The organism is Kaistia dalseonensis, assembly GCF_030814715.1.
Lineage (GTDB): Bacteria > Pseudomonadota > Alphaproteobacteria > Rhizobiales > Kaistiaceae > Kaistia > Kaistia dalseonensis.
In genome coordinates, this window is record NZ_JAUSVO010000006.1 from 82943 (window position 1) to 103731 (window position 20789).

Here is a 20789-nt window from a genome sequence, read left to right on the forward strand (position 1 = left end):
CCTTCCGAGTTGGGGGGCCTGGACGAGTTTAATGACTTACTGCGTAGGAATTCTGGTGCGCGAAGGGTTGGTGATGGTCGCCGACACGCGCACCAATGCCGGCCTCGACAACATCGCCACGTTCCGCAAGCTCCATCTGTTTCAGAGCGAAGGCGAGCGTGCGATTGCGATTGCAACCGCCGGCAATCTCGCCGTCAGCCAATCGGTCCTGAATGTCTTGACCGAAGGGATCAAGGACCCCGAGACGGGCAAGCTCGAGACGATCTTCACGATACCGACCATGTTCAAGGTGGCGCAGTTCGTAGGCCGCGCCATTCGTGAAGTCTATCGCATCCACGGCAAGTCGATGGAGCAGCAGGCGGCGAGTTTTGACGTCACCATGCTGCTCGGTGGCCAGGTCAAGGGTGGCCGGCTCCGGCTGTTCATGGTCTATTCGGCCGGCAACTTCATCGAGGCTACCGCCGATACGCCCTATCTGCAGATTGGCGAGCACAAATACGGCAAGCCGATCCTCGACCGCGCGGTGACGAGCGAGACCAGCCTGAACGAGGCGCTGAAGCTCGGCCTCGTTTCGATGGATTCCACCATCCGCTCCAATCTCGGCGTCGGCATGCCGATCGACATCGTCACGATCCCTCGCGATTCGATTTCGATCGAGGTGTCGCACCGGATCGATCGAAACGACGAGTATTTCATGGACCTGCGCGAGCGCTGGTCGGCGGCGCTGCGCGCCGCCCATCAAGCTATTCCCGCGCCGCCCTATGGCCGCGACTGACGCGCTGCATCGACGCTAGTTGAGTGCAAACTCGGCTGAGGCGAGCCTCACTTCGGCTGCACTGATTATCTTGTGGTGCGCCACCTTCACGGAATGCAAAGGCCCCTCGATCTCGCGCTTCCAGAAATCGAGAAAGCGGTTCAGTTCGGGAAACTCTGGAGCGAGATCATAGTCCTGCCAGACATAGGTCTGCAGCAGCTTCGGATGGTCCGGCAGATGGTAGAGGATCTGGGCCGTGGTCAGCCCGTAGCCGGAGAGTTGGCGCAACAGCGAAGACGTCATGGGCACCTCTCGATTGCGATCGTTTCACGTCCTGGGAGGGACACGACGATGCTCTCGCCACGAGGGCTTGCCTTCAAGAGAAAATTGGACGATTGTCCTTCATAATCAATATTTTAGCAGCATAGTCGGCTGAGTGCTGCCAAGAGCCGGCGCAACAAGTCCGTGTGGTAGAGCCGAATGGATATTGGCCAACCGATCGGACAGATCAGCCGACGATGCGCCCGCCCAAGGCTGCCAAGCCTTCGGGTGTGTCGAGATCGAGCATCACCTCAGGGCCGATCTCGACCTCCACGACCACATCATCATGCGCGGCGATGAGCCCCCGCGCGCCCTTGTCACCCGTCAATGCAGCGATTTCGGGAAAGAAGGACCGCGACAGGATCACCGGATTGCCGCGCGCGCCTTCATGGGTCGGAACGACGATCAGCCGCCCCTCCTCCGGCGCGAAGGCGGCCATGAGACGGTCGAGGATGGCGGCACTGATCGCCGGCATGTCGGCCAGCATGACGAGGACGGCATCACACCCCTCGCCGAGATGGGCGATCCCCGCCCGCAACGATGTCGCGAGGCCATCCGCATGGTCCTCGTTATGCACCAGTTGAACCGGCAGCCCGGCGAGAGCCAGTTCGATCGCCTCGCGACGATGTCCGGTAACAACCGTCACTGAGGCTGCGGCGCTGGCAAGCGCTGCCTCCGCCGCGCGTCGCACGAGGCTCCTGCCGTCGATCTCGGCCAGCAGCTTGTTCGGCCCGCCCATCCGCCGCCCCTGCCCCGCGGCCAGGATGAGGATCGCGATACGGGGCTTCATCGGGACAGCAGGGTGTCGGTTCCGCGCGTGCGCAATGCGCCGACGATTTCGGCCAATATCGAAACGGCGATTTCGGCCGGCGACTGCGCGCCGATCGCAAGACCGATCGGCGCCCTGATTCGGGCCGTCACCTCTCCAGGCAGACCAAGCGCTTGCAACCGATCGAGCCGCTTTGCATGCGTCTTCCGCGAGCCGAGCGCCCCGACATAGAAGCAATCGGCGGACAGGGCTGCGGATAGTGCGAAATCGTCGATCTTGGGATCGTGCGTCAGCGCGGCAAGCGCGGTGAACGGGTCGAGGGCGATCGTCTCGAACGCCTCCTCGGGCCATTGCGGCAACAGGGCGACATCGGGAAAACGCTCTGTCGTCGCGAAGGCGGTGCGCGGGTCGATAATCGTGACATCGAAGCCGGCGATCCGCGCCATCGGCGCCAGTGCCTGCGAAATGTGGACGGCACCAATGACGACGAGGCGGGGTGGCGGCAGACTCACGGTCAGGAAGAGCGCGCCCCCACCCTCCACATCGACCGTGCCGGAGCGCCCGGTGCGAAAGCGCTCAGCCAGGTGCGCCGCCAGCGGCTCGTCATCGAGCTGGTCGGTCTCGCGGACCAGGCGCACCGCGCCGCTATCGAGATCGGTCACGAGAATCGCGGCCTGCCGGCCGCGGCGCGTCTCGTTCAGCGCATGAAGGGTCGCCAGATCCAACTCAGCCCACCTTCTCGACATAGATTCGGATGCGGCCGCCGCAGGAGAGGCCGACCCGCCACGCCGTCTCGTCGGCCACGCCAAAATCGAGCATGCGCGGTGCACCCACCCCGATCACGTCGATAGCCTCCTGAACCACCGCACCTTCGACGCAACCACCGGACACCGAGCCCTCGAAACGGCCATTCGCGTCGACGATCAGATGGCTGCCAACCGGACGCGGCGCGGAGCCCCAGGTCTCGATCACCGTCGCAAGCGCAACGCTCCGCCCCTGGCTCACCCAGTCTTCGGCGAGCGCCAAGACGTCGCTCTCGGCGGGCCGAGGGTTCAAGACACCGGACATCAGGCTCCTCGCCGAATCATTTCAACGGGCAGGCGGGTGGATCGATTGCGGAACGCGCCATCACAATGCTGTCCATTGATCCGATCCTCAGCCATTCTGCGCCTCTCGCGCCTCTTGCCCTCCCCCGGCGCTGCTATAGGCTGTAGCGGCGCGATTGCGGGGGAGCAGCTGTGCCGCCATCATGCAGGCTGTTCGCATTTGCTGGCAAGTTGACGGAAAGAGGGTCGATGCCACTGATCTCGATGGATGACGGAATTGGGCTTCATGTGGAGGCCGATCCGGAGAACGGGAAACCGTCCGTACTGTTCCTGAACGCGCTCGGCGCCGACCACACGATGTGGGACGAGCAGATGCCGGCCTTTCGCGAGCATTTCCGTGTGATCCGCATGGACGATCGCGGCCATGGCCAGTCAGAGGCCCCCGACATGCCCTATACGATCGACCGGTTGGGGCGCGATGCGCGCGCCGTGCTGGAGGCCGTCGATGTTGAGAGTGCCCATGTCGTTGGGCTCTCCAAGGGCGGCATGACGGCTGCATGGCTCGGCGCGAACTCGCCGGAGCATATCGAAAAGCTGGTTATCGTCTCTGCCGCGCCGCATCTGGCGCCGCGCGACGTCTGGGAAGGCCGCGCCAAGACGGCGCGCACCGAGGGCGGGCTGCATACGCTCGCCGAGGCCGCCATCGGACGGTGGTTCACGGAGAGCTTCCGCGCCAAGAACCCCGAGGCGATCGCCAAGGTGAGAGCCATGATCATGCAGACGGCGCCGGCAGGCTATGCGGCGTGCTGCGAGGCGCTCGCGGAAATGGACCTCAGGGACGATCTGGCCCTCATTCCCTCGCCGACGCTGGTGCTGGTCGGTGATTCGGATCCCACCAGCCATCCGGGCAAGACTCGCGAATGGGTGGCGACGATCGAGGGCGCGCAGCTCCAGATCATCAAGCAGGCCGCGCATCTCTGCAACATCGAGCAGGCGGCCAATTTCAACAAGATCGCCCTGGATTTCCTGCTGGCCAATTGAGCGGCGCGCCGCGACCCCGTCGGCACGAATTGCAGCCAACGGGATCGCGGCGTCCGCCACGGTTCAGCATCGCAAGGCGGCTCAACGACCGGCCGCTTTGCCCGCTTTCACATATTCGGATAGTTCGGCCCGCCCGCGCCCTCGGGCACGGTCCAGTTGATGTTCTGGTTCGGATCCTTGATGTCGCACGTCTTGCAGTGGACGCAATTCTGCGCGTTGATCACGAAGCGCGGGCCATCGGCCTCTTCGACCCACTCATAGACGCCCGCCGGACAATAGCGGCTGGAGGGGCCGGCATAGACGTCGTGCTCCGATGTCTTCTGCAGGGTAGGATCAGTGACCCTGAGATGAATCGGCTGGTCTTCCTCATGGTTGGTGTTGGAGAGGAACACCGAGGAGAGGCGATCGAATGTCAGAACGCCATCGGGCTTGGGATAATCGATCGGCTTGCACGCCGCGGCAGGCTTCGTCGCCGCATAATCCGGCTTACCGTGCCTGAGCGTACCGAACAGCGAAAAGCCAAGCGTATTCGTCCACATGTCGAGGCCGCCCAGCGCGATGCCGGCCAGCGTGCCGAGCTTGGACCAGAGCGGCTTGACGTTGCGCACGCGCTTCAGGTCGCGCCCGATATCGGACGCCCGCCAATCCCTCTCATAGCCGGCTAACTCATCGCCAGAGCGTCCCTCGGCGAGTGCTGCGACGACGTGCTCCGCCGCCTGCATGCCGGAGAGCATGGCGTTGTGGCTGCCCTTGATGCGCGGAACATTCACAAATCCGGCCGAGCAGCCGATCAGCGCACCGCCTGGAAAGACCAGCTTGGGCACGGACTGATAACCGCCTTCGGTAATCGCCCGGGCGCCATAGGATATGCGCTTGGCCCCCTTGAACAGCGGCGCGATCGCCGGATGCGTCTTGAAGCGCTGGAACTCCTGGAACGGCGAGAGATAGGGATTGTCGTAGTTCAGGTGAACGACAAAGCCGACGACGACCTGATTGTCCTCCAGATGATAGAGGAACGAGCCGCCACCCGTGCCGTTGCCGAGCGGCCAGCCGAAGGAATGCTGCACCAGCCCCGGCTTGTGCAGGGCCGGATCGACCTGCCAGAGCTCCTTGAGGCCAAGACCGTATTTCTGCGGTTCGCGGCTTTCGTCGAGGCCGAAGGCGGCGATCAGCTCCTTGGCGAGCGAACCACGGGCCCCTTCTCCAATGAGGGTGTACTTGCCGCGAAGCTCCATGCCGCGCTGATAATTCGGGCCCGGCTCGCCATCGCGACCAACGCCCATGTCTCCCGTCGCGACCCCGACGACAGCGCCGGTGTCATCGCGCAGCAATTCGGCGGCGGCAAAGCCCGGATAGATTTCGACGCCGAGCGCCTCGGCCTTGCCGGCCAGCCAGCGACAGACATTGCCGAGCGAGACGACAAAATTGCCGTGATTGGACATCAAGGGCGGCATCAGGAAATTGGGCAGCCGAACGCTCCCCGCTGGCCCAAGGAACAGAAAATGATCCTCGGTGACCGGGGTCTTGATCGGTGTCTCCTCCTGCCGCCATTCCGGCAGCAGGCGATCGAGCGCGATCGGATCGATCACCGCGCCAGAGAGAATATGCGCACCGACTTCGGAGCCCTTTTCGACCACGACTACAGAAACGTCCGGATCCAGTTGCTTCAGTCGAATGGCGGCGGCAAGTCCAGCCGGACCGGCACCGACGATGACGACGTCGAACTCCATCGCCTCACGTTCGGGAAGCTCCGCCAAAGGGGCCATGACTGCTCTGCTCGCTGGAGAAATGCCTGTCCCTCTTTAGAAGAGGGATAATCGACGCGCAATGACCGGGCGTCATGTCGGCGCTGGTCCGCGCTGCCGGATGCGATTGACCGATCGGCAGCCGCCCCCGTATCGGTTGCAATGGAACAGTGATTCGTGGGGAAACGGACCATGGCAGGCAGTATCGAACTCGGCCGTCTCAGCCGGCGCGGCTTTCTTGTCGCCGGCGCCGCCGGGATGGGACTTCTGGTGACGCGCGGCGTGCATGCCGAGGCGGTTGAGGAAATCACCGATCTGAAGCCTGGGGACTACACCTGGCATCCCGAGCGCTCGCCCGACGGTCCTGTTGCCGTCGTCGTCTCGCTGCCGGAACAACTCGTCTTCGTCTATCGCAACGGCATCCGCATCGCCGTCTCGACCTGCTCGACCGGCAAGCCAGGTCATGAGACCCCCACAGGCGTCTTCACGGTCCTCCAGAAGGACAAGAACCATCATTCGAGCATCTATGACGATGCCTCGATGCCGAACACGGACCGGCTGACCTGGTCGGGCGTGGCGCTTCATGCCGGCGGCTTGCCCGGCTATCCCTCCTCACATGGCTGCGTGCATCTGCCGCTTGCCTTCTCGTCGCTGCTGTTCGGCATCACGCCGGTCGGCACGCCGGTCATCATTGCCGGCCAGCATGACGAGCCGGTCGATGTGGTCCATCCGGGCCTGGTGCTGTCGGACTATGCCGTCCAGGAGGCCGACGCCGCCGAGGCCAAGGCCGATCCCGCCGCGCTCAACGCCGAGGACGCCAAGCCGGCGGTCTCCATCATCGTCTCCGGCGCCGACAAGGCGATCGAAGTGCTGGAAAACGGCGAGACGGTCGCCTCGGGCCCGGCGACGATCCAGTTTCCCGACAAGCCGCTCGGCTCCTATGTCTATGTTCTGTCGCGCACTGACGGCTCCAATGGCGACCTGACCTGGCATGCGATCGGGTATAATCGTGGCAGCGATCAGGAGCAGGAGGCGGAAGCAACGCTCTTCCGCATCCATGGCGACCCGACCGTCATCAAGGCGATCCAGGCGCGGATGAACCCCGGCGCGATCATGGTCACCACCGACCTGCCGCTCGAGCCGAACGCCAGAAGCGGCAAGGATTTCGTCGTCATGGATACCAGGACCGAGAGCTGATCCTGCCGCCAGCGTCGCCCGGCTGAAGCAGCGCGTCACGGCACGGCCGTGACGCGCCAGATCGATCCATTGCCGTCCTCGGACAAATAGAGCGCCCCGTCCGGTCCGACCGTCACGCCGACGGGACGGCCCCAGACCGCATTGTCCGACAAGACGAAGCCGGTCACGAAATCCTCATACACACCGGTCGGCCGACCATCCTGCATCCGGAGCCGCACCAGCTTGTAGCCGGTCGGCGAGCCGCGATTCCACGAGCCGTGCAGAGCCACGAAGGCGTCGCCACGATAGGCCTCGGGGAAAGCGGTGCCGTCGTAAAAGGCGATGCCGAGCGGCGCCGAATGCGGCTGGATCAGCACGTCCGGTACCGTGACCTTGTTTCTGAGATCGCCGCGCTCGCCCGCATGCCGCGGATCCTGATTGGCGCCGATATAGAACCACGGCCAGCCATAGAACCCGCCTTCGGTAACATGCGTGGCATAGTCGGGCGGCAGGTTGTCCCCGAGGCCGTCGCGCTCATTGGTGGCGCACCAAAGAGCGCCCGAGGCGGGTTGGACTGCAAGGCCGGAACAATTGCGGATGCCGGTCGCGAACGTCTTGAAGTCTCGGCCCTCGGGGTCGGCCATGAAGACGCCAGCGCGGCCCTGCTCTCGCCCCCAGGCGGCACCGAGGCCGTGATGATCCTCCCAATCCGCGATGTCGGCGTCTGACTTCGTTCCCATTGCCTCGCCCGCATTGGAGGCTGAGCCGACGGAAAGGAACAGGCGCTTGCCATCAGCCGAGAAGGCGATGTCGCGCGTCCAGTGCGAACCTCCCGCGGGAAAGCCGGACAGCACCGTCTCGCCCGGCCCCGAGGCCTTGCGATCGCCGGCCCTATAGGCGAAGCGCACCACCCTGTTGGTCTCGGCGACATAGAGGAATTGCGGATCGGGCCCCGGAGGATAGAAGGCCATGCCATAGGGGCGATTCAGACCGCTGGCGAAGACCACTGGCTTGGACAGGCTGGCGGATTCGCCTGCCGGGATCACGCTGATCCGCCCGCCCCGGCTCTCGGCGACAAAGAGATCGCCATTCGGTGCGGTCCGCAATGTTCGGGGTCCCGCCAGACCCTCGGCGACGAGCGAGACGTCGAAGCCCGGCGGCACGCGCGGCTTGCCGCCGGCTGGACGCTTGACGATGTTGGCCTGCTGGGCAACGGATTCCGTCGCATAGGCCGGCGGAAGATCGCCGGGGCGGATCAGCCGGCTGACGCCCGGCCGGTCGCCGCGCCAGCCACCGAAGGCGTCCGAACCGGTCAGCGGCTCGGCCGCCTGCGCCGTCAATGTGGCGCAGGCGATCAAGGCTGCCGGCCACAGGCTTCTGATGGGCATGGTGGCCTTCCCTTTCATCGCGTCTCGCGGCTGGCTTGTCGGATTTGTCGGTTGCGTCATCCGGCTTTAGGGACGACATAGGGTTTCGATATCCCGACACAAGCGGAACGGGCTTCCCCGACAACGAGATCATGCCGGCCGAGTTCCCCGCCTCCTCCACCGACGCGCTGGCCGCTCTCATCGAGTGGTATGCGGCCAATGGCGTCGACATCGCGCTCGACGAGGAGCCGGTCGATCGGCTGACGCCTCGTGCCGCGCCGCAGCCGGCTTTCGCCACCGCTGCACCGCCGACCATGGAGACGGCCACCCCCTCCCCACGGATTATGCCGTCGGCGCCGCCACAGGTCGCACCAGCGCGGGCCGCCGGCAGCAACGCGGCCCTCTCCCCCGACGCCGAGGCGGACGCGCTGGCGGCGCGGGCCGCGGCCGCCTCGGCGCGAACGCTCGACGAACTGCGCGAGATTCTCGCCAATTTCGAGGGCTGCTCACTCAAGCTGACCGCGAAGTCACTGGTCTTTGCCGACGGCAATCCGGCCGCGCGCATCATGCTCGTCGGCGAAGCGCCCGGCCGGGAGGAGGACCTGCAGGGCCTGCCCTTCGTCGGCCCCTCCGGCCAATTGCTCGACCGAATGCTGGCGGCGATCGAGCTGACGCGCGACGATGTCTACATCGCCAATGTCGTGCCCTGGCGGCCGCCCGGCAACCGCACGCCGACGCCGCAGGAAACCGCGATCTGCCGCCCGTTCATCGAACGACAGATCGCGCTCGTCGACCCAGACATCCTGATCTTCCTGGGCGGCGCGTCGGCAAAGGAGATGCTGCGTGCCACGGAAGGCATATTGCGGCTGCGCGGCCAATGGCGCGACTTCGACACCGGAACGCGTATCGTCAAGGCGATGGCGACCCTCCATCCCGCCTATCTGCTGCGCCAGCCGCTGCAGAAGCGGCTGGTCTGGCGCGACCTGCTCACCGTCAAGGCGGAGATCGACGCACGGCGCGCAGAGACTATTAATTCCGCAAGCTGAAAATCCTCGCAATTCACTGAATATATCTGCCGTAAACGCACTATTCATCGGCAAATGCCATGATTTGGACATGCGACTGGCGTTGAAATCAGCCATTGCACTCAAGCCTTTGCGACACCAGCGGTCGCTCTCCGGTCATTCATGGCTCTGCAGCTCATTCCCGTCGCCGCACTCCTCATGGGGTCGGCCCTCCTTCTCGTTGCCGGCGGCATCCATGGCCTGCTGCTTCCCATTCGTGGCTCGATCGAGGGCTTCACGACGACGGAACTCGGCCTGATCGGCACGGGCTGGGCCATCGGCTTCGTTGCGGGCTGCCTGATCGTGCCGACCATCGTGCGGCGCGTCGGCCATGTCCGCGCCTATGGCGTGATGGCTTCGATCGCCACCGTCGTCATCCTGCTGAACCTGCTGTTCATCTCGCCCTGGGCGTGGATCGTGCTGCGCGGCTTCTCCGGCTTCTGCTTCGCCGGCGCGGCGATGATCGTCGAGAGCTGGCTGAACGAGCGCGCGACCAAGGAGAACCGTGGCACGATCTTCTCCGTCTACCAGATGGTGAATTTCGCGGCGTCCACGGCTGGACAGCTGGTGCTCGCGACGCGGCCCACAGATGGATATTTCTTCTTCGTGCTCGGCGCCGTGTTCTATTCGCTGGCGATCCTGCCCTCGGCGCTCTCCACCGCGCAGACCCCTCGCCCGCTCAAGACCACCAAGCTCGACCTCAAGGGGCTCTTCGCCAATTCGCCGGTAGCGGCGGTCGGCTGCTTCATCATCGGCATGGTCAATGGCGCATTCGGCACGCTCGGCGCCGTCTACAGCCAGAAGATAGGCCTGCCGACCGAGACCATCGCCCTCGTCATGAGCGGCGCGGTCCTCGGCGGCGCGCTGACCCAGGTGCCGCTCGGCCGGCTCTCCGACAAGATCGATCGTCGTTACGTGCTGATCGGCGTGGCCACCGCGGCGATCGTCATGACGCTCACCATCAGCATCCTGAACCCGACCGATCCGTGGGTGGTCATCGGGCTCGTCACGCTGTTCGGCGGCATGGTCTATCCGATGTATGGCCTCACCGTCGCGCATGCGAACGACTTCGCGGCGCCCGACGATTTCGTGAAGATCGCAAGCGGCCTGCTGCTGATGTCCGGCATTGGCACCATGATCGGGCCGATCATCGGGGCGCTCGCGATGGAGCATCTGGGACCACAGGGCCTCTTCACCTTCTGCGGCGCCATGCATGCCCTGCTGATCGTCTATATCGGCTATCGGCTGATGCGGCGTCCGGCCGTTCGTGACGTCCCGCGCGACGTGTTTCAGTCTGTCCCCATGCTGAAGAACGCCACGCCGGAAACCGCCGCGCTCGACCCGCGTGCGACAGAAGGCGGCAAACAGGCCGCCTGATTCGACGTTTCGCGGCGCACCGCGCCTGAAAGCCACGATTTCTCACATTCTTGCCGTCCGCAACCGCACAAGGCGCCGCCGCCCTTTGCTGCGCGGCGGCCACGCTTTGCGTCGCCCTCATCGCAGCGGGTGGCGCTGCTGTTGTTTTGTGCGTGCCGAATTGCTAAGCCAAAGGATCAAAGAGAAGCCGGCCTTCGGGACCGAGCTTCCAATAAAGACGAGAACCGGCTGCATCGGGGAACTGTGAAGATGGAAATCTTCCTACAGCAATTGATCAATGGGCTGACGCTCGGATCAATCTACGGACTTATCGCCATCGGCTACACGATGGTGTTCGGCATCATCGGCATGGTGAACTTCGCCCATGGCGACGTGTTCATGGTGTCGGCGTTCATCGCCATGATATTCTTCCTTCTTTTGACGACGGTGTTCGGCATTACGTCGATCTTCCTGACGCTCATCATCGTGCTCGTCATCGCCATGGTGCTGACCAGCCTGTTGAGCTGGACGATCGAGCGAGTGGCCTACCGGCCGCTACGCGGCTCGTTCCGCCTCGCGCCGCTGATTTCGGCGATCGGTATGTCGATCGTGCTGTCGAACTTCATCCAGGTCGCTCAGGGCCCGCGCAACAAGCCCCTGCCCCCGATGCTGTCCGGCACCGTGACGCTGATGGAGAAGAACGGCTTTGCCGCGACGATCTCCTACAAGCAGATCATGATCTGGGTCGTGACCGCCGTGCTGCTGGCAGCCTTCTGGTATGTCGTGCAGAAGACGCCGCTTGGCCGCGCCCAGCGCGCTTGCGAGCAGGATCGCAAGATGGCGGCGCTGCTCGGCGTCAATGTCGACCGCACGATCTCGCTCACCTTCGTGATGGGCGCCGCACTCGCCGCGGTCGCCGGCACGCTCTACCTCTCCTATTACGGCGTCGTGAACTTCTCGGACGGCTTCACGCCGGGCGTCAAAGCCTTCACGGCTGCGGTCCTCGGCGGCATTGGCTCGCTTCCGGGCGCGGTGCTGGGCGGGCTCCTGATCGGGCTGATCGAGACCTTCTGGTCCGGTTACTTCTCGATCGACTACAAGGATGTCGCCGCATTCTCGATCCTCGCGATCGTCCTGATCTTCATGCCGCAAGGCATTCTCGGACGTCCTGAAGTCGAGAAGGTTTGACATGACGTCAGATGCGACTGTGACGAAACACGGCCCGGACATCCCCGCCGCCGTGAAGGACGCCGTATTGGCCGGCGTCATCGCGCTTGGCATCTTCGGCCCGCTGGTCGGGCTGAAGACCGAGCAGAACATGAGCAACGAGCTCGTCATAACCACCCGCTGGGGGCTGGTTGCAGTAATCGTCGGCATCGTGATGGCCGGGCGCTTCCTGCTCACCACCTTCATCTGGCCGACGATCGCCGTGCGCAAGCAGCGCGACAAGGCGCCGCCGAGCGCAGGGCGCCTCGCCTTCCTCGCCTCGTTCAAGAAGTGGTTCCCCTCGGGTTCGCTCGTCTTCCTGTTTCTCTACCCCGCGATCGTGGTCTACCTGCTCGGTTTCCAGGGATCGCTGAAATGGGTCGATAATTTCGGCATCCAGATCCTCATCTATGTGATGCTCGGATGGGGCCTGAACATCGTGGTCGGACTCGCCGGCCTGCTCGACCTCGGCTATGTCGCCTTCTACGCGGTCGGCGCCTATTCCTATGCGCTGCTCGCCACGCATTTCGGGCTGTCCTTCTGGCTGCTGCTGCCCATGGCCGGCATTCTCGCCGCGCTCTGGGGCATCATGCTCGGCTTCCCCGTGCTGCGCCTCAGGGGCGACTATCTCGCCATCGTGACGCTGGCCTTCGGCGAGATCATTCGCCTGGTGCTGATCAATTTCCGTGAGCTGACCAACGGTTCGGCCGGTATCAGCTCGATCCCGAAGATCACCTTCTTCGGCATCTGGTCCTTCGACGTCAGCGCACCGAACAACTTCGCCAAGGTCTGGGGCCTCGCCATGTCGAGCGCCTATTACAAGATCTTCCTCTATTACCTGATCCTGCTCCTGGCGCTCCTGACCGCCTTCGTGACATTGCGCCTCAGGAAGTTGCCGATCGGCCGTGCATGGGAAGCCCTGCGCGAGGACGAGATCGCCTGCCGCTCGCTCGGCATCAACACAACCAACACCAAGCTGACGGCCTTCGCCCTCGGCGCCATGTTCGGCGGCTTCGCCGGCTCGTTCTTTGCCGCGCGCCAGGGCTTCGTCAGTCCTGAATCCTTCGTCTTCATGGAATCGGCCGTCATCGTCGCCATCGTCGTCCTCGGCGGCATGGGCTCGATGATCGGCGTCGCGCTCGCCGCCGTCGCCATGATCGGCGGCACGGAGCTCCTGCGCGAGCTGAGCTTCCTGAAGGCGGTGTTCGGCGACAATTTCGATCCGGACCAGTTCCGCATGCTGTTCTTCGGCCTTGCCATGGTGCTGATCATGATCTGGCGGCCACGCGGCTTCGTCTCCGCCCGCGAACCGACCGTGTTCCTCACTGAACGAAAAGCGATCTCCGGTTCGCTCGTGAAAGAGGGCCATGGCTGATGTCGTTCATCACAGAAGTGGAAGTCGACGTGACGGTCGACATACTCCCGTCCTGGGCGCTTGATCCGGTCCTCTCGGTCGAGCATGTCTTCATGCGGTTCGGCGGTCTGGTCGCGGTGAACGATCTCTCGTTCACGGCCGGCCGCGGCGACATCACCGCGCTGATCGGACCGAACGGTGCCGGCAAGACCACGGTGTTCAACTGCATCACCGGCTTCTACAAGCCGACGCAGGGGATGCTGCTCCTGAAGCACGGCTCGGGCGACAGCTATCTGCTGGAGCGGATGACGGATTTCCGCATTTCCGCCAAGGCCAGGGTTGCGCGGACGTTCCAGAACATCCGCCTCTTCTCCGGCATGACGGTGCTGGAGAACCTCCTGGTCGCCCAGCACAATCCGCTGATGCTCGCCTCCGGCATGACGATCCTCGGCGTGCTCGGCCTCCCCGGCTACAAGCGCGCCGAAAAGGTCGCAATCGAGCGGGCGAAATACTGGCTCGACAAGACCGGTCTCTACAGCCGCGCAGACGACCCCGCCGGTGACCTGCCCTATGGCGCGCAAAGGCGGCTCGAGATTGCACGCGCCATGTGCACGGGCCCCGAGCTCCTCTGCCTCGACGAGCCGGCGGCTGGCCTCAATCCGCGCGAATCTGCGGAACTGAACGCTCTCCTCCTCGACATCCGGGGAACCGAGAAGACGTCGATCCTGCTGATCGAGCACGACATGTCGGTCGTGATGGAAATCTCCGACCATGTCGTGGTGCTCGAATATGGCACCAAGATCTCCGACGGCACGCCGTCGGCCGTCCGCAACGACCCCCGCGTCATCGCCGCCTATCTCGGCGTCGACGATGAGGAAGTCGAGAAGGTCGAAGAACAGTTGGACGAGATCATCGCGGAGTCGACGCCATGACGGACACGCTCATGGAGGCCCCTGCCCCGGTCGATACGCGCACGCCGCTTCTGTCGGTGCGCGGCGCCAAGACCTATTACGGCAAGATCATCGCGCTGAAGGGTGTCGACGTCGACGTCCACAAGGGCGAGATCGTGACGCTGATCGGCGCGAACGGCGCCGGCAAGTCGACCCTGATGATGACGATCTGCGGCAATCCGCGGGCGCGCGAGGGGCAGATCCTGTTCGAGGGACAGGACATCACCAACATGCCGACGCACGAGATCGCGCGGCTGCGCATCGCGCAGTCTCCCGAAGGGCGCCGCATCTTCCCGCGCATGACCGTGCTCGAAAACCTGCAGATGGGGGCGGCGCTCGACAACCTCGCCCATTTCGACCAGGACGTGGAGCGCATGTTCACACTGTTTCCGCGCCTCAAGGAGCGCATCGGGCAGCGCGGCGGCACGCTCTCCGGCGGCGAGCAACAGATGCTCGCCATTGCTCGTGCCCTGATGGCGCGGCCGAAGCTGCTGATGCTGGACGAGCCCTCGCTCGGCCTTGCGCCGCTGATCGTGAAGCAGATTTTCGACGTCATCGGCGAATTGAACCGTACCGAGGGGCTGACCGTCTTCCTCGTCGAGCAGAACGCCTATCACGCGTTGAAGCTCGCCCATCGCGGCTATGTGCTGGTGAATGGCTCGGTCACAATGAGCGGTCCCGGGCGTGAACTGCTCGAGAAGCCCGAAATCCGCGCTGCCTATCTCGAGGGAGGGGCTCATTGATGTCGATCGCGCCGCTTTCCTGCCATCACGCCGCCGGCCCTGCCGGCGGATCCGCAATGCCACGGCTGCACGGGCTAGGGTGAACGACGATGCAAGGTCTGATCTACGAGGAATCCTCGCTGCTGGTCTTCCTGTTCGTGACGTGCATCCTCGGCGGTGCCGGCGCCTGGATGACGGGCCGCGCCTGCGCGCGCACCTGGCGCCCTTATCCACCGCTGCTCGTCTATCTCCTGATCCTCTCCTTCGCCGTTCGATTCATCCATTTTGCCCTGTTCGGTGGCACGCTCCTGTCACTGCACTACTGGCTGGTTGACCTCGTCGTCGTGGTGATCATAGGAACGATCGGCTACAGGTATACTTTGGCCAACCAAATGGTTTCCCAATATTACTGGCTCTACGCAAAGTCGGGTCCGTTTTCCTGGCAGGCCAAATGACGCGGTCTTCGCAGCCTGATTGAAGCTCGACTAAAACGCTTATCGAACAGGCGCCAAGCGCCTCAAAATGAACCAAGAATCCGGATGACAGGTCTCGCAAAATCGGCAAGATGGCCGATCAAGGCGATTGCTGCATCCGCCGAAAGGGCCGAACGGCCCACTTCCAGTGCCAAACGGGAGACTATCGAATGAAGAAGTCCATCATGTCCGGTCTCGTGCTTGCAGCGGGACTGGCATTTGCCGGTGTCGCGCATGCCGACGACATCAAGATCGGCGTCGCCGGTCCGCTCACGGGCCCGAACGCCGCTTTCGGTGCTCAGCTGCAGAAGGGTGCCGAACAGGCCGTCGCGGACATCAACGCCAAGGGCGGCGTTCTCGGCCAGAAGTTTGTGGTTGAGCTCGGCGACGACGTTTCCGACGCGAAGCAGGGTGTCTCGGTCGCCAACAAGTTCGTCGGCGACGGCGTGAAGTTCGTTGTCGGTCACTTCAACTCGAGCGTCTCGATCCCGGCCTCGGAAGTCTATGCCGAGAACGACATCCTTCAGATCACCCCGGCCTCGACCAACCCGACCTACACCGAGCGTGGCCTCTGGAACACCTTCCGTACCTGCGGTCGTGACGACCAGCAGGGCGCGGTCGCCGGCGCCTTCATCGCCGAGAAGTTCAAGACCACCCCGATCGCCGTCATCCACGACAAGACGACCTACGGTCAGGGCCTTGCCGACGAGACCAAGAAGGCGCTCAACGCGGCCGGCATCACCGAAGTCGTCTATGAAGGCATCAATGTCGGCGACAAGGACTTCTCGGCGCTGATCTCGAAGATGAAGGCCGCGAATGTCGGCGTCATCTACTGGGGCGGCCTGCACACCGAAGGCGGCCTCATTGTCCGTCAGGCGGCCGAGCAGGGCCTGAAGGCCGTTCTGATCTCGGGCGACGGCATCGTGTCGAACGAGTTCGCCTCGATCGCCGGTCCGGCGGCTGAAGGCACGCTCAACACCTTCTCGCCCGATCCGCGCAAGAACCCCGCCGCGGCCGCTGCCGTGGGCGAGTTCCGCGCTGCCGGCTTCGAGCCGGAAGCCTACACGCTCTACTCCTACGCTTCGGTCCAGGTGATCGCCGCTGCGATCGAAAAGGCCGGTTCGGCCGATCCGCAGAAGGTCGCCGAAGTCCTGAAGTCGGGTGGCCCGTTCGAGACCGTGATCGGCCCGCTCTCCTTCGACGCCAAGGGTGACCGCACCACCGCCGACTACGTCATGTATGTCTGGAAGAAGGGTGAGGACGGCAAGATCACCTATGTCGAGATGTAAGATCACGCGCCAGCGCGCCTGATTGCAGCGCCCGTCCCGGTCTCCGGGGCGGGCGTTTGCTTTTTCGCCCGATGTCGGCATCATCCCGCCGTCCTGCAACACACCCGCCGGCCTCCATGTACCGCTTCCTGCTCGCCCTCCCCCTCCTCGCCACGCTCGCGCTTCCCGCCGAGGCCGATATCCGCATTGCGGTGATCGGGCCGATGACGGGCCCCTATCAGGCGCTCGGCAAACAGATCCAGGCCGGCGTTCAGAAGGCCGCCGACGACATCAACGCCAAGGGCGGCATCGGCGGCGAGCGGATCAGCGTCGACGTCGAGGATGACGCCTGCAAGGCCGACGATGCGGCCGCAGCGGCCAACCGCGCCGCCGGGCGTGGCGATGTGCTGGTCGTGGGGCATGTCTGCGCAGAGGCCGCCAAGGCGGCCGCCGCCGTCTATGCCAAGGCCGGCATTGTCGCGATCACGCCTGCAGTAACGGCGATCGGCTACACCGATGAGCGCGCCGGACCGTCCATCTTCCGCCTCGCGACCCGTGATGACGCGCAAGGCGCAGCCGCGGGGGCCTATCTAGCCAGCCATTTCGCCGATGCGCGCATCGCCATCCTGCATGACGGCTCGCCCTACGGCAAACCGCTCGCCGACGCCACGAAGCAGGCCATGAACGAGGCCGGAAAACGCGAGGCGCGCGCCGACAGTTTCGATCCCGGCGCCAAGGATTACAATGCGCTCGCCGATCGTCTGAAGGCCGACGCCATCGATGTCGTCTTCGTCGGCGGCTACCAGGCCGACGCCGCACTGATCCTGAAGGCACTGCGCGCAAAGGGCTCCAAGGCAATCCTGATGGGCGGCGACGCGCTCGGCACCAGCGAATTCGTGAATTCCGCCGGCGACGCGGCTGAAGGCACGCTGCTGACCTTCTTCACGGACTGGCGTCTGGCGCCCGACGCCCAGAATGTCGTCGCGGCCATGCGTGCCGCAGGAACCGAACCGCAGGGCTACACGCTTCCCGCCTACGCGGCGGTGCAGAGCTGGGCGGCCGCGCGCCAATCGGCTGGAGCCACCGGCACGATTGCCGCGCTTTCGACCGATATCACGCCGACAATCCTCGGCGCCCTAGCCTTCGACGCCAAGGGTGACGCCGAAATCCCGGGCTTCACCGTGAATGTCTGGAAAGACGGCGTCTTCGCACCGGCGCAGTAAATCGACACCGCGCTCGCGCTGCACCTCCGCTGCACGCGGCGAACCTTCCCGGCGGCTTCTCCACCTAACCCCTGAACCGCGTCGCGGCGAACGGAGCCGGGTCCACGAACGGCATTTCGCGCGTGATCAGCTCGGCGAGCAGCCGTCCCGTGGCGGGTCCGAGCGTGAAGCCGAGATGGCCATGGCCGAAATCGAGCCAGAGGCCCGGATGGCGCGGCGCGGGACCAACCACCGGCATCGAATCGGGGAAACAGGGCCGCGATCCCATCCAGGGCTCCCGCTCGATCGGGTCGCCGATCGGGAACAGTGCGCGGGCCTGCGGCAGGATGCGCTCGATCTGGACTGGGGTCGGCGGTGCGTCGCGGTCGTCGAACTCGATGCCGGACGTGATGCGATAGCCCTGCCGCATCGGCGTCAGCACATAGCCATGGTCGACATCGACGATCGGCCGGTCCAGCGCGGCATCGCCGCGCGGCTTGAAATGCAGATGATAGCCGCGCTTGACCGCAAGCGGAAAGCGGTAGCCGAGCGGGCCGAGCACGTCCATCGACCAGGGGCCGAGCGCCACGACCACATCGGGCGCGGTCACCGGCCCGCTCGCGCAATCGACCACCCAAAGATCATTCTCCCGGCGCAACGAGCGAGCATCGCCATGGCCGAGCCCACCGCCCATCAGTTCGAACAGGCGCGCGAACGACTTCGTGACGCCGCCAGGGCTGGAAACGGAGACCGTATCGGGCCACAACACCGCGCGGGCGAAGACCGGCGCGAGATCCGGTTCGAGATCGGCGATCTGATGATTGTCGAGGATCTCGTAGCGCACACCGAAATGATCGGCGAGCGCGCGCTGCGGACCGCTCGCCGCGAAGCTCGCCACGCTGCGATGGCCGCGCAGCCAGCCGGTGCCGCGATAGAATTCCAGCGCACGGCTCTTGCCGGCCAGAACGCCATGCTCGCTCGCCGCATGCGAGAGAATCGGATTCATCGCCTCGGCATAGGCTTCGACGCGGCGCGGCGCGGAGGCGGCCCTCAGCTTGAGCAGCCAGGGCGCGATCTTCGGCATGTAGCGGGCATTGTAGTGAAGCCGCGCCTCGCCATTGCGCGCGGCGCTCCAGAGTTCGCCGGTCTTGCGCGGGAACACGATCGGATAGAACCCTTCGCGCTCGATCACGCCGGCATTGCCATAGGAGGTTGCCTCGCCGGCGCCGCTCCTGTCGACCAGGACGACGCTCCGGTTCCGCTTCAGAAGATTGAGCGCTGCGGACACGCCGACAATGCCGGCTCCGAGCACGATCGCATCAAACTTCTTCATGAAGTCCCCGTTTGGAATCGGCAGCATATGACGTGGCGATGACGGAGTTTGCCTGCAGCCGTCGGAACGGGCAATTGCCGAGGGATGATGGCCGTGTTAGGGCCGGGGCGAAGGCGATCAAGCCGCGACATGAGATGCAGCAGACCATGGCCAAAGCTCCCCTGATAGCCCCCTCGATCCTGGCTTCGGATTTTTCCCGCCTCGGCGAAGAGGTCCGCGCCGTCGACGCCGCCGGCGCCGACTGGATCCACCTCGACGTGATGGATGGGCACTTCGTTCCCAACATCACCTTCGGGCCGGATGTGGTGAAGGCGGTGCGCCATGCGAGCGCCAAGCCGTTCGACGTCCATCTGATGATCGCGCCGGCCGATCCCTATCTCGCCGCCTTTGCCGATGCCGGCGCCGATCGCATCACCGTCCATGCCGAGGCCGGCCCGCATCTGCACCGCTCGCTGCAGGCGATCCGGGCACTGGGCAAGAAGGCCGGCGTTTCGCTCAATCCGGGGACACCTGAGAGCGCGATCTCCTATGTGCTCGACGTCTGCGACCTCGTGCTGGTCATGAGCGTCAACCCGGGCTTTGGCGGACAGGCCTTCCTGCCCGAGGCGATCGACAAGGTCGCCAGGATCAAGGCGATGATCGGCGCACGGCCGATCCTGATCGAGGTCGATGGCGGCGTGACGCACGAGACCGCGCCGCCGCTGGTGGCCGCCGGCGCCGACGTTCTCGTCGCGGGCTCCGCCGTGTTCAGGGGCGGCCCGTCATCCTATGCGGCCAATATCGCCGCCATACGCGGATAGAGCGACGACGAGGCCAATCCGACAGACAACTGCTGACCGCGCGACGGCCGCGCCGCGCCATCCGTGTCCCTGGGGAGATCGACGATGCGATCGTTCGTTCTTGCGTCCATGCTGCTCGTAGCCGGCCTTGCGCCAGCCACGGCCGGCGATTTCGCCGAGCGCAACCTGCTCGGCTTTTCCGGCGACGGCGCCCGTTTCGCCTTCGAGGAATTCGGCGTGCAGGACGGCTCCGGCTTTCCCTATGCCAATGTCACCGTCATCGACACGACCAAGGGCAAGCGCGCCGAAGGCTCGCCCGTCCGTGCGGTGATCGAAGACGAGACGGCGACGATTGCCGCCGTGCGCCACATGGCGGCCGAGCGCGCCGCACCCATGCTCGAAGGAATCGACAATCCCGGAACGCTGCTTGCCTCCAATCCGATCACGGAAAGTGGCCGCGCCCCCTACCACATCGTCTTCAAGCGCCATCCGGAACAACTCCTGCCGGGCCCGGACCTGTCGCTCCGGCTCGACAAGTTTCCGCTCGACGCGCCCGACAATCACGACCCGTTCTACAAGACCTATGGCTTCCGCCTCGTGCTGAAGACCGACAAGCTAGAGACGATCGTGCACGAAGACCAGGCACTGCCCGCCAGTCGCGGCACGCCGCTCGATTATCGGATCAACGATGTCGTCATCTATCAGCGCTTCGGCCAGCCGGCGACGCTCGTCGTCGTCATCATGGTACTGCGACGCGGGTTCGAGGGCCCGGACGGCCGCTATATCGCGGTGAGCGCGCAACTGCCCGATTGAAGCGGCGCCTGCAACGCCCCGGCGCGCCATCGCTTGGCCGCTTCCGGGAC

Annotated in this window: 21 protein-coding genes; 14 read left to right on the plus strand and 7 right to left on the minus strand. The window is 64.6% G+C overall.

All coding sequences use genetic code 11. From position 1 onward, the window contains the following. Positions 1 to 31: 31 nt before the first annotated feature. On the plus strand, positions 32 to 775 hold the full coding sequence (locus QO014_RS19895) for a proteasome-type protease (RefSeq protein ID WP_266350500.1): 744 nt from the start codon (positions 32 to 34) through the stop codon (positions 773 to 775). A 15-nt stretch (positions 776 to 790) separates the two neighbouring features. On the opposite strand, the gene QO014_RS19900 is transcribed toward QO014_RS19895, so the two are convergent. From QO014_RS19900 to QO014_RS19915, 4 genes are all read right to left on the minus strand, one after another. Beyond that, complete coding sequence (locus QO014_RS19900) at positions 791 to 1057, minus strand: usg protein (protein WP_266350501.1); 267 nt, start codon at positions 1055 to 1057, stop codon at positions 791 to 793. A gap of 205 nt (positions 1058 to 1262) precedes the next feature. Further along, positions 1263 to 1865: a nucleotidyltransferase family protein gene (locus QO014_RS19905; RefSeq protein WP_266350502.1), complete on the minus strand. Its 603-nt coding sequence runs from the start codon at positions 1863 to 1865 to the stop codon at positions 1263 to 1265. Next, positions 1862 to 2569 (minus strand): XdhC family protein, encoded by a 708-nt coding sequence (locus QO014_RS19910; protein WP_370877181.1) that lies wholly within the window; start codon positions 2567 to 2569, stop codon positions 1862 to 1864. Before QO014_RS19910 ends, QO014_RS19905 begins: the two co-directional genes overlap by 4 nt. A 1-nt stretch (position 2570) precedes the next feature. Continuing rightward, positions 2571 to 2912 carry an XdhC family protein gene (locus tag QO014_RS19915; RefSeq protein ID WP_266350504.1) on the minus strand — a complete coding sequence of 114 codons (342 nt, stop codon included), beginning with the start codon at positions 2910 to 2912 and terminating at the stop codon, positions 2571 to 2573. Between the two features lie 227 nt (positions 2913 to 3139). Between QO014_RS19915 and pcaD the strand changes: the two genes are divergently transcribed. Continuing rightward, positions 3140 to 3931, plus strand: a complete 792-nt coding sequence (gene pcaD, locus QO014_RS19920; RefSeq protein ID WP_266350505.1) for a 3-oxoadipate enol-lactonase — start codon at positions 3140 to 3142, stop codon at positions 3929 to 3931. 107 nt (positions 3932 to 4038) lie between these two features. Here pcaD and QO014_RS19925 read toward each other — a convergent pair whose 3' ends face one another. Then, positions 4039 to 5697 carry an electron transfer flavoprotein-ubiquinone oxidoreductase gene (locus tag QO014_RS19925; RefSeq protein ID WP_266350506.1) on the minus strand — a complete coding sequence of 553 codons (1659 nt, stop codon included), beginning with the start codon at positions 5695 to 5697 and terminating at the stop codon, positions 4039 to 4041. Between the two features lie 171 nt (positions 5698 to 5868). On the opposite strand from QO014_RS19925, the gene QO014_RS19930 reads away from it, so the two are divergent. Next, positions 5869 to 6873 (plus strand): L,D-transpeptidase, encoded by a 1005-nt coding sequence (locus QO014_RS19930; RefSeq protein ID WP_266350507.1) that lies wholly within the window; start codon positions 5869 to 5871, stop codon positions 6871 to 6873. A 35-nt stretch (positions 6874 to 6908) separates the two neighbouring features. On the opposite strand, the gene QO014_RS19935 is transcribed toward QO014_RS19930, so the two are convergent. Continuing rightward, the gene (locus QO014_RS19935) at positions 6909 to 8240 is read right to left on the minus strand and encodes a PQQ-dependent sugar dehydrogenase (protein WP_266350508.1); all 1332 of its coding nucleotides are present in this window, start codon (positions 8238 to 8240) and stop codon (positions 6909 to 6911) included. 131 nt (positions 8241 to 8371) lie between these two features. Here QO014_RS19935 and QO014_RS19940 point away from each other — a divergent pair, with 131 nt between their 5' ends. The 9 genes from QO014_RS19940 to QO014_RS19980 all read left to right on the plus strand — a co-directional run bounded on the left by QO014_RS19940 (position 8372) and on the right by QO014_RS19980 (position 17835). Further along, positions 8372 to 9265: a uracil-DNA glycosylase gene (locus tag QO014_RS19940; protein ID WP_266350509.1), complete on the plus strand. Its 894-nt coding sequence runs from the start codon at positions 8372 to 8374 to the stop codon at positions 9263 to 9265. Positions 9266 to 9406: 141 nt separating this feature from the next. Further along, positions 9407 to 10660: an MFS transporter gene (locus QO014_RS19945; RefSeq protein ID WP_266350510.1), complete on the plus strand. Its 1254-nt coding sequence runs from the start codon at positions 9407 to 9409 to the stop codon at positions 10658 to 10660. 249 nt (positions 10661 to 10909) lie between these two features. Beyond that, the gene (locus QO014_RS19950) at positions 10910 to 11827 is read left to right on the plus strand and encodes an ABC transporter permease subunit (RefSeq protein ID WP_266350511.1); all 918 of its coding nucleotides are present in this window, start codon (positions 10910 to 10912) and stop codon (positions 11825 to 11827) included. Between the two features lies 1 nt (position 11828). Beyond that, positions 11829 to 13220, plus strand: a complete 1392-nt coding sequence (gene livM, locus QO014_RS19955) for a high-affinity branched-chain amino acid ABC transporter permease LivM (protein ID WP_266350512.1) — start codon at positions 11829 to 11831, stop codon at positions 13218 to 13220. Beyond that, a complete protein-coding gene (locus QO014_RS19960; protein ID WP_307258884.1) occupies positions 13220 to 14131 on the plus strand; it encodes an ABC transporter ATP-binding protein in 912 nt (303 codons plus the stop codon). Before livM ends, QO014_RS19960 begins: the two co-directional genes overlap by 1 nt. Next, on the plus strand, positions 14128 to 14892 hold the full coding sequence (locus QO014_RS19965; protein WP_266350513.1) for an ABC transporter ATP-binding protein: 765 nt from the start codon (positions 14128 to 14130) through the stop codon (positions 14890 to 14892). Before QO014_RS19960 ends, QO014_RS19965 begins: the two co-directional genes overlap by 4 nt. Positions 14893 to 14981: 89 nt before the next feature. Then, positions 14982 to 15326 (plus strand): DUF6867 family protein, encoded by a 345-nt coding sequence (locus tag QO014_RS19970; RefSeq protein WP_266350514.1) that lies wholly within the window; start codon positions 14982 to 14984, stop codon positions 15324 to 15326. Between the two features lie 188 nt (positions 15327 to 15514). Continuing rightward, positions 15515 to 16633, plus strand: coding sequence for a branched-chain amino acid ABC transporter substrate-binding protein (locus QO014_RS19975; protein WP_266350515.1), 1119 nt, complete (start codon positions 15515 to 15517; stop codon positions 16631 to 16633). A gap of 116 nt (positions 16634 to 16749) precedes the next feature. Continuing rightward, positions 16750 to 17835 carry a branched-chain amino acid ABC transporter substrate-binding protein gene (locus QO014_RS19980; protein ID WP_266350516.1) on the plus strand — a complete coding sequence of 362 codons (1086 nt, stop codon included), beginning with the start codon at positions 16750 to 16752 and terminating at the stop codon, positions 17833 to 17835. Between the two features lie 64 nt (positions 17836 to 17899). Here QO014_RS19980 and QO014_RS19985 read toward each other — a convergent pair whose 3' ends face one another. Then, a complete protein-coding gene (locus QO014_RS19985; RefSeq protein WP_266350517.1) occupies positions 17900 to 19147 on the minus strand; it encodes an NAD(P)/FAD-dependent oxidoreductase in 1248 nt (415 codons plus the stop codon). 146 nt (positions 19148 to 19293) lie between these two features. Here QO014_RS19985 and rpe point away from each other — a divergent pair, with 146 nt between their 5' ends. Then, positions 19294 to 19947, plus strand: a complete 654-nt coding sequence (gene rpe / locus QO014_RS19990; RefSeq protein ID WP_266350518.1) for a ribulose-phosphate 3-epimerase — start codon at positions 19294 to 19296, stop codon at positions 19945 to 19947. Between the two features lie 84 nt (positions 19948 to 20031). Next, positions 20032 to 20739 carry a DUF2259 domain-containing protein gene (locus QO014_RS19995; protein WP_266350519.1) on the plus strand — a complete coding sequence of 236 codons (708 nt, stop codon included), beginning with the start codon at positions 20032 to 20034 and terminating at the stop codon, positions 20737 to 20739. Positions 20740 to 20789 lie beyond the last annotated feature (50 nt).